Source organism: Curtobacterium sp. AC272, assembly GCF_979258155.1.
The window spans coordinates 2244883-2259237 of record NZ_OZ409838.1 but is presented as its reverse complement, the minus strand read 5'-3'; the positions used below and the strand labels follow the sequence as shown (position 1 = coordinate 2259237).

Sequence of the window (14355 nt, the reverse complement as noted above, 5' to 3'; positions counted from 1 at the left end):
GCCTTCGTCGTGTCGTCACCACGTGACGGACGGGAGGCCCGGTGCCAGGCCGCCACGGGCCTCCCGGCCTGCGAGCGGTGGCGTCTAGAGCGCGCGGTCCGCGCCGTTGTCGCGACCCGAACCGCGACCGGTCTCGTCCACGAGCGAGAACAGGCCGAGGACGTTGCCGTCGGGGTCGCGGACGTCGAACCAGTTCACGGCGCCGTCGACGCACTCGACCGGTCCGATGTCGATGCCGAGCGAGCCGATGCGGGCGTGCTGCGCGCCGACGTCGTCGACGCCGAACCGGACGCTCACCGGGTTCTCCTCGGCGGAGTCGTCCTCGTAGAGCTGGATCCAGATCCCGCCGACCTCGTACTCGGCGACACCGTCCTCGGGTTCGAGGTCCGGTTCGGTGCGCTCGAAGACGGCGCCGTACCAGAGGCAGGACGCCTCGATGTCGGTGACGGGCAGCCCCACGGTCACGCTCGTGATGTCCATGACTCATCATGGTCCCGGTCGGGCCTGCTCGTCGAGGGGCTCTCCGCGGTGTCTCGCCGCGCGGCGGAACTGGCAGGGTGGATGGATGGCGACCCTGCGCGAACGGATCACGGCCCCGGCACACCTCTCGTTCCCCACGCCGATCGGCGGGCTGACGTTCCGCGCGGGCGCGCACGACGACGTCGGGGCGATGCACGCCGTCGCCGTCGCGTCGGCCGCGGTCGACGACCCGCACGCTCGTCCCTCCACAGCTGACCTCGAACGGTCGTTGTCCACCGAGGGGCTGGACGTCACCAGGGACACCGTGGTGGGCGTCGATGCTGGAGGGCATGTGCAGGCCTACGGCATCGTCATCGACGTCCCCTCCCGCGTCACTGCTGCGCGCGCCGTGCTCGACGGGGCGGTCCACCCCGACCTGCGCGGGCAGGGGATCGGACGGCGGGTGCTCGCCTGGCAGGTCGGCCGGGCCCGGCAGCGCCTGGCGACGCTCGACGTCGACCTGCCGGCGACGCTCGACGTCGGCGGACGGCAGGGGTCCTCGGCGCTCCGGCTGGCGGCGCACTTCGACTTCGCGCCGGTGCGCACCTGGCTCGACATGCAGGTCGTGTTCGACGACCGCGGGCCGGACGCCGACGCGGTGCCCGTCCTGGCGGACGGGCTCGTCCTGCGGCCCGTCACGGCGGACGACATCGAGCCGCTCCGGACGGCCAAGAACGACGCCTTCCGCGACCACTGGGGTTCCCAGCCGATGGTCGCGTCGGACTGGCGGGGGTTCCTCACCTCGGACAAGAGCCGGCTGGATCTGTCGCGGGTCGTCGTCGGTGCCGACGGTTCGGTCGTGGCGTTCACGATCGTCGAGGTGGAGCCCGACGGGTTCGCTGCCCGGGGCCGTTCGTACGGGTACGTGCACTGGGTCGGCGTCGTGCGTGCAGCACGGGGGACGGGGCTCGCCCCGATCGTCCTCGACGCCACCCTGCAGGCGATCCGTGCCGACGGGCTGTCCGCGGCGGTGCTGCACGTCGACGCCGAGAACCCGAGCGGAGCCGGGCGCATCTACGAGCGACTCGGGTTCGTCGCCGGCGAGGTCCACGTCACCGCGTCGGCGTCGCTCTGACCATCGCGTCTGGGGTCCTGGACCCCAGTTCTGGGTGCATCCGGACCCCCTCCGCCCCCTCCTTCTGGGACTGCGGCCGACGACTGTCGCAGAAGTAGCGTGGTCGAGCGCCACATCCCTGGTGGTGCGCAACCCGACCACGTCTCGCCGCGCGCGAGTCCAAGGAGGCACAGGACTCATGGCGACCCTGTCCGAGATCCTCATCCTGAACGGCGCCCTGCCGATCGAGCACCTCGACTCGATGACGGGCGACGAGGACCTGGACGAGCGCGCCATCCGCGGCCTGGTCGACCAGGGCGTCGTGAGCGAGGCGCAGTTCATCACCGCCCGCGCAGCGTCGAACAACTCCCGCACCGTCCCGTTGACCGACTACCCGGTCGACGGCACCGCGGTCTCGATCCTCCCCGCTGCGCTCTGCCGGCGCCACGGCGTCCTCGGCGTCGGGTTCGAGGGCGAGCTGCTCATCCTCGCGATGGTCAACCCGACCAACGTGCTCGCGATCGACGACGCCCGCGCTGCGTCCGGCCGGCCGATCAAGCCGCTCCAGGTCGACGAGCGCGACCTGCTCACCGCGCTCGATCGCTACCTGCGTGCCGACGACGAGCTCAACGACCTGACCTCGTCGCTGGAAGAAGAAGCCTCGGTCAGCTCCTCGGCCCAGGTGGACCTGGCCGACGGTGCCCTCGACGACGTCCCGATCGTCCGCTTCGTGAACCTGCTCGTGTCGCAGGCGATCCAGGACCACGCCTCGGACATCCACATCGAGCCCGGTGAACACGAGGTCCGGATCCGCTACCGCATCGACGGTGTGCTGCACGAGATGGCCCCGGCGCCGAAGAACATCCAGAACGGCGTCATCAGCCGCCTGAAGATCATGAGCGACATCGACATCGCCGAGCGTCGCAAGCCGCAGGACGGCCGCATGTCGGTCCGCCACGGCGGCCGCCAGATCGACCTCCGCGTGGCGACGCTGCCCACCGTGTGGGGCGAGAAGGTCGTCATGCGGATCCTCGACAACACGAACACGTCGCTGACCCTCAAGGACCTCAACCTCCTCGAGCAGAACTTCCAGGCGTACCAGCGGTCGTACTCGAAGCCGTACGGCATGATCCTGGTCACCGGGCCCACCGGCTCCGGCAAGTCCACGACGCTGTACACGACCCTGAACGCGGTCGCGAAGCCCGAGATCAACGTCATCACGGTCGAGGACCCGGTCGAGTACCGGATGGCCGGCATCAACCAGGTGCAGGTCAACCCGAAGGCCGGGCTGACCTTCGCCTCGGCGCTGCGCTCGATCCTGCGCTCCGACCCCGACGTCGTCCTGCTCGGTGAGATCCGCGACCACGAGACCGCCCAGATCGCCATCGAGGCATCCCTCACCGGCCACCTCGTGCTGTCCACCCTGCACACGAACGACGCCCCCTCCGCCGTGACCCGACTCACCGAGATGGACATCGAGCCCTTCCTGGTCGGCTCCGCGCTGGACTCCGTCGTGGCCCAGCGTCTGGCGCGACGGCTGTGCGACCGTTGCAAGGCCCCCGCCGTGTACGAGGCCGAACAGCTCCGGACCCTCGGGTTCCTGCGCCCCGGCGACGAGGTCCCGGCGTTCTTCGCCCCCATCGGCTGCGCGGTCTGCTCGAACACCGGGTACCGCGGCCGCATCGCCCTGCACGAGGTCATGACCGTCACCGAGGAGATCGAGCGCCTCGCCGTCTCGCGTGCCTCGAGCGCCGAGATCAGCCGCGTCGCCCAGGCGCAGGGGATGCTGACGCTCCGCCAGGACGGCTTCGAGAAGGTCAAGCTCGGTCTCACGAGCGTCGACGAGATCCTGCGCGTGGTCGCGTAGTCACGAGAGAGCGCAGCAGATGACCGACTCCGTGTACGACATCACGATCCCCGGCGACGAACCCGTCGCCGGCTGGCACCCGGGCAACCCCGGCACCGAGGTGGGCTCCCGCCGTGCAGCACGCCTGGCTGCCGCCGCAGCGTCGGCCCCTCCGAGCAGGTCTACGACCTCGGTGACGACGCCGCCGGCTGGCCGGCACCGTCCGGATCGCCCGTCGCCGTGCCGGTCGCGCAGCCGCTCGCCGCTCCGGCGACGCCGCCCGCCGGCGTGCCGTCGTCGATCGCGACCTACGGCTACGCCGAGGCGCCGACGCAGCAGCTCCCCACGGCCCCTGCGGCCCCGGCACCGGCTGCCACGATCGGCGGCGACATCGAGTTCTCGCGCCACGCACGCGAGGTCGCGGACCCGGACCTGATCACCGCGCTCGCCCAGGTCGTGTACCAGGGCGCATCCGATCTGCACGTCACCGCCGACGCGCCGCCCACGGTCCGCGTCGACGGCTCGCTCCGTCCCGCAGTCCCCGGAGGCGCGTGGTCGCGCGGCAAGGTCATCGCCGCACTCAAGACGATGCTGTCGGTCGAGCAGGCCGGCCAGTTCGACCAGGAGCAGGAACTCGACTTCGCCTACTCGCTGTCGCCGGAGTACCGCTTCCGCGTGAACTTCTACCAGCAGCGCGGCAACTGGGGCGCGGCCTTCCGCATCATCCCCACCAAGATCAAGACGCTCAAGCAGCTCGGCATCCCCGAGCACGTCGCCGACTTCGCCGGCCTGCCCCGCGGACTCGTCCTGGTCACCGGCCCGACCGGTTCCGGCAAGTCCACGACCCTCGCCGCCCTGATCGACCTGGTGAACGAGAGCCGGGCCGACCACATCGTGACGGTCGAGGACCCGATCGAGTTCATGCACGAGCACAAGAAGGCGATCATCAACCAGCGCGAGGTCGGTGCCGACACGCACTCCTTCGCCGCTGCGCTGAAGCACGTGCTGCGCCAGGACCCCGACGTCATCCTGATCGGCGAGCTCCGCGACCTCGAAACCATCTCGGTCGCGCTCACCGCGGCCGAGACCGGTCACCTGGTGTTCGCCACCCTGCACACGCAGAGTGCCCCCGGCACGATCGACCGTGTCATCGACGTCTTCCCGCCACACCAGCAGGGCCAGATCCGCACGCAGCTCGCCGCGACCCTGCAGGGCGTCGTCTGCCAGACCCTGGTCCCGAAGGCCAACGGTGTCGGCCGGGTCGTCGCCACCGAGATCATGACGATCACCCCCGCCATCGGCAACCTGATCCGCGAGGGCAAGACCTACCAGATCACGTCCGCCATGCAGGCCGGCCGTGACCTGGGCATGCACACCATGGACCAGGACCTCGCCGAACTGGTCAACGTCGGCACGATCTCGCGCAAGGCCGCGATGGACAAGGTGCACGACGAAGAGGGCTTCGACCGGCTGGTGCAGCGCGTCGAGTCACCGTCCGACTCCTCGGCAGCCGCGATCGCCGCCAGCGGGATCGACTTCGGCGACAAGTTCTCCGGAGGCTACTGATGTCCCTCGCATTCGACTACCGCGGGCGCGACGGCGCCGGCAAGCTCGTCAAGGGGCGCCTCGACGCCTCGTCCGAAGGAGCGGTCGTCCAGCGGCTCCGGGGCATGGGCGTCTCGCCGATCGCGATCACGGAGTCCAAGGCCGGCACCGGCCTGCAGACCGAGATCAAGATCCCGGGCTTCGAGAAGGGCGTCGGTCTCAAGGACCTCGCGATCATGTCGCGCCAGGCCTCGACGATGCTCACCTCGGGACTCTCGCTGCTGCGCGCGCTGTCGATCCTCGCCGACCAGACCGAGAACAAGAAGCTCAAGGACATCCTCGGCAAGGTCCGCGACGACGTCGAACGCGGTGTCTCGTTCTCCGACGCGGTGGCGAAGTTCCCGGTCGACTTCCCGCCGATCATGATCAACATGATCCGTGCGGGCGAGACCGGCGGGTTCCTCGACCAGGCCATGGACTCCATCGCCACGAACTTCGAGAAGGAGCACAAGCTCCGCTCGACCATCAAGTCGGCGATGACCTACCCCGTGGTCGTGCTGTGCATGTCGCTGGCCGCGGTCGTCATCATGCTCATCTTCATCGTGCCGATCTTCCAGAACATGTTCTCGTCGCTCGGTGGACAGCTCCCGATCCCGACCCAGATCCTCGTCTCGATGTCGCACGCCATGCGTTGGCTGGCGCCGGTACTGGCCGTGATCGCGGTGGTCGGCTGGTTCTGGTACCGGGCCAACAAGAACACGGATCGGTTCCGGGCGTTCCGCGACCCGATCCTGCTGCGTCTCCCCGTGTTCGGCGCATTGGCTAAGAAGATCGTGATCGCGCGGTTCGCGCGCAATTTCTCGAACATGATCGGTTCCGGAGTTCCAATTCTGCAGGCCTTGCAGATCGTCGGAGAAGTATCGAACAATTTCGTCGTGCAAAGCGCGCTCGTCCGCGTTGCCGAAGCGGTTCGGAAAGGTGAATCCATCGCAGCGCCGATGGCGGTGGAAAAAGTGTTCCCGAGCATGGTCTCGCAGATGATCGCCGTTGGTGAGGACGCCGGCTCGCTCGAGACGATGCTCGAGAAGATCGCTGTCTTCTACGACGCCGAGGTCGAATCCACCACCGAATCGTTGACGGCACTCATCGAGCCGCTGCTCATCGCGTTCCTCGGAGTCGTCGTCGGCGGGATGATCGTCGCGCTCTACCTGCCGATCTTCCAGATCACCTCGCTCGTCAAGTAACCACTCGGAGTCCATGCCCCTCGTGCGGGGGCATGGAAGCACGGAATGCCCCCGTTACTGGGGGCATTTTGGTGCCCCTGACCCCCCGTTCTCGGGATTACGCACAGAAACACCCCTGAATACTCTTGTGACCGGCGGCGGAGCACTCCCCGGCACAATCCCCATCGCATTCCCAGAAGAATGGAAACCACCATGTACTTCGCTCTCATGGGCAAGCTCGACGCTCGCCGCAAGGGTCTCCTCGAGGACAACGAAAAGGGCTTCACGCTCATCGAACTCCTCGTCGTCGTCATCATCATCGGCATCCTCGCGGCCATCGCGATCCCGGTGTACCTCAACGTCCAGAACAACGCGAAGGACGCGACCGTCAAGTCGGACCTCGCGAACGCGAAGACGGCCGTCATCGCGTTCCAGACGGACAAGAACGGCGTTCTCCCGACTGGGACCGAGTTCGGCGCCACGGACACGATGACGCCGTACGGCTACACGAAGAGCGATGGCACGACGTTCACCTACAAGCCCGCGGCGACGGGTAGCTCGTTCTGCATCTCGGCGAAGGGTGCGACCACGACCGACTGGAAGATCACCGACACCACCGCAGCAGCCAAGGGCACCTGCGCCTGATCTCAGGGCATCGGAAGGGCGGCTCGTCGTGTGACGGGTCGCCCTTCGCACAACGAGAGTGACCGGAGGAGGTGACCATGTTCCGTCGAATGAACCGCGTCCTGCAGCGCGCAGAGTCCGGGGATGCCGAGGCCGGCTTCTCCATCATCGAGGTCATGGTCGCGATGATGGTGTTCGCCATCATGTCCGTGGGGATCGCCTACGGCATCGCGAACACCCTGCAGCTCACCCAGACCAGCCGCGGACGTGAAACCGCCGTCGCACTCGCGTCACAGGACATCGACACGCTCCGCCAAACCGCAGCTGCTTCGACCGGCGGCATCTTCAAGGTCGTGAGCAAGGCCGGCGCTGCCAACACGAAGACCATCGGCGGGGTGACCTACAAGATCGAGCGCGCCGTCACCTGGGTTCAGAGCGACGGAGCCAGCGGTGCCTGCGGCACGTCGAACGGCAAGCTCGCCTACAAGAGCGTCGTCGAGACCGTGAGCTGGCCGAATCCTCGTGGCGGCGGAGCAAGCTCGACGACTGTCACCTCCGCGATCGCCCCGAGCGACGCCGTCACCGACCCTGGGTACGGGACGATCATCATCTCGGCAGTGACGGCGTCGGGAAGCCCCTACCAGGGCGTTTCGATCACCGTCACGCCGCTCGCCGGGGGCGGCGGTTCGACGCTCACCACCGCCGTGCAGTCGACGGACGCGCAGGGCTGCTCGTACGCGGTCAACGTGGCGCCGGGCGACTACACGGTGACGGCGACCACGACCGGAGGCATCGACACCAACCAGGCGCAGCCGTCCTCGCAGACTCCGATCACGGTTTCTGCAGGCGCGAGCTCCCCGGTGCCGTTCGTCTACGACCGCGCGAGTCAGCTGACCCTCCAGTACGCGAAGACCTACAACGCCACCCTGCCGACGAACATGGTGACGGTGCTCTCGAGCTCGGTGGGGGCCTCGACACCATCAAACCGTGGGACGTCGCGAGCACGTCCCTCGTGGTGACGTCGACGTCGAAGCCGTCAGTGCCGGTGTTTCCCTTCACCTCGGGCTACGCGGCGTACGCCGGGCCCTACTCCAACAGTCCCAGCTCCACGGTGAGTTGTCTGAGCCCGAACCCCTCAGCGTGGTCGACACCGAACGCCGCCGGGGCCATCGGGGCCATCCCGCCCACGATCGAGACGTCGCCGGGCGCTCCTTCGTCGGCGTCTGTCATGACCGGCGTCGCCACGGTGAGCGGAGTGAAGGGCCGGTACATCACCGCTGTCTCCTCGGCGAGCCCGGCGGCGGGCGACCCCGGATGCTCAGCCGGGATGACGATGAAGTTCCCGGTCTCCTCGGCAGACGTCGCCACGGTGGCACTGCCGTTCGGGACCTGGACCATCTACTCGGGCACGAGCTTCGGATCCACCACGAAGAACGAGATCGCGTCGAACGCATCGAACGTGAAGCCGGTGACCAGTGGCTCCGTCAACCAGAAGACCGCGCTGGTGATCATCAGCTTCGACAACACGTTGACCCTCGACCCGAGAGGCCAGACGTCGTGATCCGCCTTCTCCGCCGTCTGCACCGTGATCAGGCCGGCATCAGCCTCTCCGAGCTGCTCGTCGCCGTGAGCGTCTCGATGGTCATCCTCGTCGCGGTGGGGGGCTTCTTCACCGCCACGTTGCGGGCGGGTGCGACCAACACCTCGTCCGACCAGAACGCGCGGTACGCGTCGGTCGTGATGAACTCCGTCACTCGGTACGTCCATGCCGCCAGCCTGCTGCCCAAGTCCGACGGTAGCTACGCCGCAGCCGTCACCGAGGCGGCCCTGACGCGACTGACGTTCTACGCCTACATCAACCTCGACGGGAGCGGTACCGACAACCCGGTCCAGATCCGCTACTCCCTCAACGCGGCGAAGAAGGTCGTCCTCGACCAGTGGGACGGCACGGCGTCGAACGGCTTCTGGACCTTCCCGTCGACGGCGCAGGCGCCGACTCGTTCGATGGTGATCGGAGGCCCGGTGGCTTCTCCCACCGGTGGCGCACCGATGTTCGACTACCTCGGGGCGGACGGCAGCCCGCTGCCGGCGCAGAGCGACGGCACCGTCTCGACAACGCAACTCGGCAACGTCCGCGCCGTCCGGGTCAACCTGGAACTCGGGTCGACCGTGAGTGGGGCTGCAGGGAACACGACCATCCAGAACACGCTCTACCTCTTCAACGTCGTCTACGGGACCAGCAACGGAGGAACGCCATGACCCGGCTCCGGAGCGTGCTCGAGCGGGCGCGCGACGAAGACCGAGGGATGATCCTCGGCAACGTCCTGATCTTCGGGACCGTGATGATGCTGCTCGTCGCAACGATGATCGCCGTGTCGACCTCCGGGGCGGTGAAGTCAGCGACGGACCGCAACTTCCAGAACGCGATGGCGGCCGCGTACGCAGGACTGGCCGACTACCAGTCCAAGCTGTCCAATGACAACGGCTACGCGCTCTACGGAAACTCGAGCGCGCAGTTCAGCAAGGCGAGCGGTTCGAGCTTCAGCGGGCAGGCGGACAACATCGCCTTCACGAATGCCGGCTCCACCTGGGCCAAGGTGGTCGGCTCAACCGACCAGTGGTACCGGTACGAGGTGGACAACTCGAACTACTCCGCAAAGGGCGTCCTGAAGGTCCGTGTCACGGGGAAGTCGGGGGTAGCGTCCGGTCGTTGGTCGCGAACCTCAAGGGCGACGGGTTCATCAACTACCTGTACTTCACCAACTACGAGTCGTCGAACCCTGCGATCACCGGAAGTACCTGCACGACCGTCTACCAGTGGCAGTCGGCAAGCAACAAGTGTGCGGCGGTCCAGTTCGCCGGTACCGATGTCCTCAACGGTCCGATCCGGACCAACGACGTCTTCACCGCGGCCTGCGCGACCGTGTTCAACGGGCCGGTCGAGCAGCACGACACCTCGGTCCGCCCCGCGAGTGGGACCTGCGCTGGCACTTTCAACGGGGGTGCCGCGAGTGCGGTGCCCTACCTCGGGCTGCCTGCGCTGAACTCGAACCTCTCGCAGGAGACCCGCGTCGACCTCCCGACCTCGGTACCCCGGCCGGGCTGCCTGTACACCGGCCCGACCCGGGTGTCGTTCCTGGGCAACGGGAAGATGACCGTCTGGTCACCGTGGACGAAGGCAACGCAGGTGCAGGTGAACGGTTCGACCGGTGAGGTCAAGGCGGGTGCCGACATCGCGAAGGCCGCTGCGCTGTGCGGAGCCGTCGCTGACCTGCAGAGTTCGGCAGGCGCCACGATCCCGACGCTCCCGACGAACCTGATGTACGTCCAGGACATCCCTTCTGCCGCGAACGACGTGAACGCCTGGGCCGCCAACACCTTCCCTTCCCGGTACACGAACACCTACTGCACGACGACGGTGACCGTCCGGTCGAACGGGAGCGCGACGACCACCAGCAACCAGGCCTTCAACAACGGTCAGGGTTTCCCGGCGTCGGGGAGTGGGTCAACGGTGGGCAGTCTGGGTCCTACTACCAAACCGGATCGGCATCGGACACGTACAGCTGCTCAGCTGGCGATGTCTTCGTCAGCGGGGGCTTCAGCGGCGCCATGACGATCGCTGCATCGGGCACGGTTTGGGTCACCGACGACATCACCTACGCCAGCGCCACCAACGACGTCCTCGGACTCGTGGGCCAGAACGCGGTCGAGATCTACAACCCCGCGCGGTGCAGCTCGTACCCGACGACGTACCAGCCGCGGGTCGGCTACGTGACTGACACCACCCGTTGCAACCAGAGCGGCGTCGGCCTCCTGAACCGCAGCAGCGGCGCGGGCATCACGATCAGCGCTGCCATGGCGAGCAACGCCGGCACGTTCTGGAACCAGAACTACGACATCGGGCCCAAGCTCGGCGTGCTCAAGGTCGTCGGATCGATCGCGCAGAACTGGCGTGGTGCGGTCGCAACGACCGGCAGCACGGGGTTCTCGAAGAACTACGTGTACGACCAGCGGCTCCTCACGACGGCACCACCGAAGTTCCTGCAGCCCGTCTCGACGTCGTACGGCGTCACCACGCAGGTCGAGGTCCAGACGGCGTACAAGGTCGACGGATCGTGCGCGACCACCAGCAGCGGGGCATGCCGGTGACCGCGGTCCGTGAGCTCCTCCCGGTGACCCTGACGCTGGCAGGCGTCTTCGGTCTCGTCGTCGGGTCGTTCCTCAACGTCGTCGTGTACCGGGTACCCGCAGGATTCTCGGTGGTCGCACCGCCGAGTGCCTGCCCGCGTTGCGGTCACGAGATCCGGCGCCGCGACAACGTTCCGGTGCTCTCGTGGTTGGCCCTGCGCGGTCGGTGCCGGGACTGCGGTGCGCCCATCTCGGCGCGCTACCCGTCGGTCGAGCTGGCGACTGCCGCCCTGTTCGTGGGCGTGGCGTGGTCGTGGTCCTCGTCGGTAGCCGTGATGCCGCCCGGGACGGCCGTGCTCGCTGAAGCCATCGACTTCGCAGCTCTCCTCTTCCTGATGGCCGTCTCCGTGGCACTGGCACTGATCGATCTCGACACGCGCCGACTACCGAACGCCATCGTCTACCCGTCCGCGGGCGTCCTCGGGATCCTGCTCGTCACGGCTACGGTCCTCAGCGGTGATGTCGGTGCGCTCGTGCGAGCTGTGGCTGGTGCTGCCGTGCTCGGCGGCGCCTACCTCGTGCTCGCCCTCGCGGTCCCCGGGGGAATGGGGCTCGGGGACGTGAAACTCGCCGTGGTCCTCGGCTTCGTGCTCGCGTACCTCGGATGGGGACCCCTCGCAGTGGGTGCTTTCGGAGCCTTCGTCGTGGGCGGTACCGTCGCGATCGCACTGCTCGTGAGCGGGCGAACACGGTGGCGCGGCGGTCTGCCCTTCGGGCCGTCGATGCTCGCGGGCGCCTGGATCGGGATCTTCTTCGGCCAGGACATCTGGACCGCCTACCTCCGGCTGCTCGGGCTCGCCTGACTTCTCCGGCAACCAGACTCCAACCAAAGCGAAAGCAGCATCATGGGCAAGAGCATCGTCGGCATCGACATCGCGGGTACCGCGATCCGGGCGGTCGAGGTCGCGAACGCAGACCGCGCTCGGCCGACCGTGTTGCGTTTCGCCGAGGTCCCGACGCCGCCCGACGCCGTCAGTCGCGGTGAGGTGCTCGAACCGAACACCGTGGCTGCGGCGCTGCGCTCGCTGTGGTCCACCGGCCGCTTCCGCTCTCGGGACGTCGTGCTGGGCATGGGGAACCAGCGTGTCCTGTCCCGCGACCTCATCGTCCCGGCAGCACCCCTGGAGCAGATTCGAGAGAGCCTGCCGTTCCAGGTGCAGGACATGCTCCCTGTGCCGGTCGGTGATGCGATCCTCGACTTCTACCCGACCTCAGAGGGCATGAGTGAGGACGGCCCGGTCGTGCACGGGCTCCTCATCGCGGCGATCAAGGACGCAGTCCTCGCCAACGTCCACGCGGCGCAGCTCGCCGGGCTGAACCCCGTCGGGGTCGACCTCATCCCGTTCGCGTTGACCCGGGTGCTCGTCGGCCGCCCTGGCCTGCCGGGCACCACAGTGCTGGTGCAGCTCGGCGCGGACACGACCACCGTCGTCCTGTCGACCGACGGCATTCCGCAGTTCGTCCGGATCATCCCCATCGGGGGCAACGACGTGACCCGCGCGCTCGCCGGCAACCTCGACATCGAGTTCGCGCAGGCGGAGGCCGTCAAACGTCACCTCGGGATCGGGCAGGGTGCGAGAACGCCTGATGACGGCCGGGCAGTGGCGATCATCAGCGATTCAGTACTCGAGCTGATCGCGAGCCTGCGGAACACCATCAACTACTACGTGAACACCCGACCCGGCGAGCGGGTCGAACGGATCGTCCTCGTCGGCGGCGGAGCCCGACTCGTCGGGTTCCGGAACGCGCTCGCTGAGCACACGCGGCTCCCGGTCGAGTTCCGGTCCGCATTCGCAGGAGCCGACGTCGCTCGGTCGATCCCGGCCGACGACATCGCAGTACACGAGGACGCGATCGCCGTCGCCTACGGGCTGGCAGTGGGGAGCCGAGCAGCATGACTGCAACCGAGATCAGACCGATCGTCGCCAGTCCGGACGCGACCGGCGAACAGCCTGGTCGAGGCCGTCGACCGAAGAAGGCTGCCTCGACGACGTCCATCGTCGGCCGTGAGCCGCGCGTCGACCTGCTCCCGGCCGAGGTGCACACGGGGCGCCGAGAGCGTGCGCTTGCCCGCCGGGCCTGGCTCGGCGTCGTGGTGGCGGCCGCCGTGGTGGTCGTCGGATCGGGGGTTGCGTACGTGCACCAGCTCGAGACCGCCGAAGCCCTCCGCAGTGCACAAGCGGAGACGACGTCGTTGCTCCAGCAGCAGCTGCGGTACTCGGACGTGCGACAGGCGGAGCGGGACGCAGCGCTGCTCGAGGCGGCGCAGGCAGTCGGCGGGTCGACGGAGGTCGACTGGAACGCGACCCTCGCACAACTCAAGGCCGTCCTCCCTGCGGGGGTGTCGATCACAGCGATGTCCATCGACTCGGCAGACGTGACGAAGGCGTTCACACAATCGACAGTGCCGTTGGAGGGAACGCGGATCGCCACGATGCAACTGACCATCGAGAGCCCGAGCATCCCGTCCGTCCCCGACTGGACTGCCCGCTTGTCGACGATCAAGGGGTACGCGGATTCGACCATCACCTCGGTCTCGCTCGAGGCCGACACCGGTACGTACTCGGCGACGATCGAAGCGCACCTTGGCGACAAGGCCTACGACGACAAGTACACGAAGGACGATGCCAAGTGAACAAGAGCCGCCTCTCGCTGATCGTCGCTCTCGCCGCCGCGCTCGCCGTCCTCGCTGGCGGGTGGTTCCTCGGTGCGCAGCCGCAGATCGCACAGGCGTCCACCAACGCGTCGCAGCGAGCGGACATCGCAGCTACGAACTCGGGCAACCGCGCTGAACTGCGCCGCCTCGAGAAAGCGTCCGAGTCGCTCGACTCGACGGAGCGAGAGCTTGCAGCGCTGCGCGCGTCAGTTCCTGCAGCGCCCGAGACTGACTCCTTGTTGTCCCAGCTGAATCTCGCGGCCTCTTCGAGCGGCGTCACCGTGACCTCGGTCACCTTCGGCGAGCCGAAGGCCTATCTGCCGGAGGGCTCCGGATCAGCGGCGGCGCCGAGCCCGTCAGCATCCCCGAGCGCTGCGAGCTCGAGTGCCACGCCGACGGCGGCAGCGATGCCGGCGGCGCCCACCCCTACAGCGATGACCAGATCACCGCATCGAACTTCGTGCTCATCCCCGTCACCGTTGCCGTCACGGGCTCCTACGACCAAGCGCTGAGCTTCACGAAGGCCGTCCAGGACGGCGAGCGGCTGTTCCTGGTGAACGGCATCGCTGCGACGAGTGCCGATGAGGGGGACTCGCCGATGGCGAGCCAAGCATGGTCGCTCTCCGGTTCCGTCTACGTGCTCTCGGACGCCGCACCCGCGGCCTCCGCGAAGGGCTGATCCGACCCCCTCCCACTGGGG

16 protein-coding genes are annotated in these 14355 nt (G+C 67.8%); 14 read left to right on the top strand and 2 right to left on the bottom strand.

The features are described from left to right. Positions 1-84: 84 nt before the first annotated feature. On the bottom strand, positions 85-480 hold the full coding sequence (locus ACZZ0J_RS11510; RefSeq protein WP_463436994.1) for a VOC family protein: 396 nt from the start codon (positions 478-480) through the stop codon (positions 85-87). Positions 481-565: 85 nt separating this feature from the next. Here ACZZ0J_RS11510 and ACZZ0J_RS11505 point away from each other — a divergent pair, with 85 nt between their 5' ends. The 6 genes from ACZZ0J_RS11505 (at position 566) to ACZZ0J_RS11480 (ending at position 7830) form a co-directional block, all read left to right on the top strand. Continuing rightward, positions 566-1594, top strand: coding sequence for a GNAT family N-acetyltransferase (locus ACZZ0J_RS11505; protein ID WP_463436992.1), 1029 nt, complete (start codon positions 566-568; stop codon positions 1592-1594). Positions 1595-1772: 178 nt separating this feature from the next. Continuing rightward, a complete protein-coding gene (locus tag ACZZ0J_RS11500; protein ID WP_111083486.1) occupies positions 1773-3440 on the top strand; it encodes a GspE/PulE family protein in 1668 nt (555 codons plus the stop codon). Between the two features lie 219 nt (positions 3441-3659). Further along, positions 3660-4985 carry a type IV pilus twitching motility protein PilT gene (locus ACZZ0J_RS11495; RefSeq protein ID WP_463436990.1) on the top strand — a complete coding sequence of 442 codons (1326 nt, stop codon included), beginning with the start codon at positions 3660-3662 and terminating at the stop codon, positions 4983-4985. Beyond that, entirely contained in the window at positions 4985-6208 is a 1224-nt protein-coding gene (locus tag ACZZ0J_RS11490; protein WP_123293117.1) for a type II secretion system F family protein, read from the top strand. The genes ACZZ0J_RS11495 and ACZZ0J_RS11490 overlap by 1 nt, the downstream gene beginning before the upstream one ends. A gap of 192 nt (positions 6209-6400) precedes the next feature. Then, complete coding sequence (locus ACZZ0J_RS11485; RefSeq protein WP_194647359.1) at positions 6401-6832, top strand: type II secretion system protein; 432 nt, start codon at positions 6401-6403, stop codon at positions 6830-6832. 77 nt (positions 6833-6909) lie between these two features. Continuing rightward, positions 6910-7830: a prepilin-type N-terminal cleavage/methylation domain-containing protein gene (locus tag ACZZ0J_RS11480; protein WP_463436987.1), complete on the top strand. Its 921-nt coding sequence runs from the start codon at positions 6910-6912 to the stop codon at positions 7828-7830. Between the two features lie 67 nt (positions 7831-7897). Here the strand turns inward: ACZZ0J_RS11480 and ACZZ0J_RS11475 are convergent, their stop codons facing one another. Then, positions 7898-8179, bottom strand: coding sequence for a hypothetical protein (locus tag ACZZ0J_RS11475; RefSeq protein ID WP_463436985.1), 282 nt, complete (start codon positions 8177-8179; stop codon positions 7898-7900). A 1-nt stretch (position 8180) separates the two neighbouring features. On the opposite strand from ACZZ0J_RS11475, the gene ACZZ0J_RS11470 reads away from it, so the two are divergent. From ACZZ0J_RS11470 to ACZZ0J_RS11435, 8 genes are all read left to right on the top strand, one after another. After that, entirely contained in the window at positions 8181-8372 is a 192-nt protein-coding gene (locus ACZZ0J_RS11470; protein WP_463436983.1) for a hypothetical protein, read from the top strand. After that, on the top strand, positions 8369-9070 hold the full coding sequence (locus ACZZ0J_RS11465) for a PulJ/GspJ family protein (protein WP_463436981.1): 702 nt from the start codon (positions 8369-8371) through the stop codon (positions 9068-9070). Before ACZZ0J_RS11470 ends, ACZZ0J_RS11465 begins: the two co-directional genes overlap by 4 nt. 451 nt (positions 9071-9521) lie before the next feature. Further along, positions 9522-10424 carry a hypothetical protein gene (locus ACZZ0J_RS11460; protein ID WP_463436979.1) on the top strand — a complete coding sequence of 301 codons (903 nt, stop codon included), beginning with the start codon at positions 9522-9524 and terminating at the stop codon, positions 10422-10424. Next, positions 10421-10960: a hypothetical protein gene (locus ACZZ0J_RS11455; protein WP_463436977.1), complete on the top strand. Its 540-nt coding sequence runs from the start codon at positions 10421-10423 to the stop codon at positions 10958-10960. The genes ACZZ0J_RS11460 and ACZZ0J_RS11455 overlap by 4 nt, the downstream gene beginning before the upstream one ends. Beyond that, complete coding sequence (locus ACZZ0J_RS11450; RefSeq protein WP_463436975.1) at positions 10927-11802, top strand: prepilin peptidase; 876 nt, start codon at positions 10927-10929, stop codon at positions 11800-11802. The genes ACZZ0J_RS11455 and ACZZ0J_RS11450 overlap by 34 nt, the downstream gene beginning before the upstream one ends. 42 nt (positions 11803-11844) lie before the next feature. Further along, complete coding sequence (gene pilM, locus ACZZ0J_RS11445) at positions 11845-12897, top strand: type IV pilus assembly protein PilM (RefSeq protein ID WP_131921051.1); 1053 nt, start codon at positions 11845-11847, stop codon at positions 12895-12897. Beyond that, positions 12894-13634 (top strand): hypothetical protein, encoded by a 741-nt coding sequence (locus tag ACZZ0J_RS11440; protein WP_463436973.1) that lies wholly within the window; start codon positions 12894-12896, stop codon positions 13632-13634. The genes pilM and ACZZ0J_RS11440 overlap by 4 nt, the downstream gene beginning before the upstream one ends. A gap of 481 nt (positions 13635-14115) precedes the next feature. Then, positions 14116-14334 (top strand): hypothetical protein, encoded by a 219-nt coding sequence (locus tag ACZZ0J_RS11435; RefSeq protein ID WP_463436971.1) that lies wholly within the window; start codon positions 14116-14118, stop codon positions 14332-14334. The last annotated feature ends 21 nt before the right edge of the window (positions 14335-14355 follow it).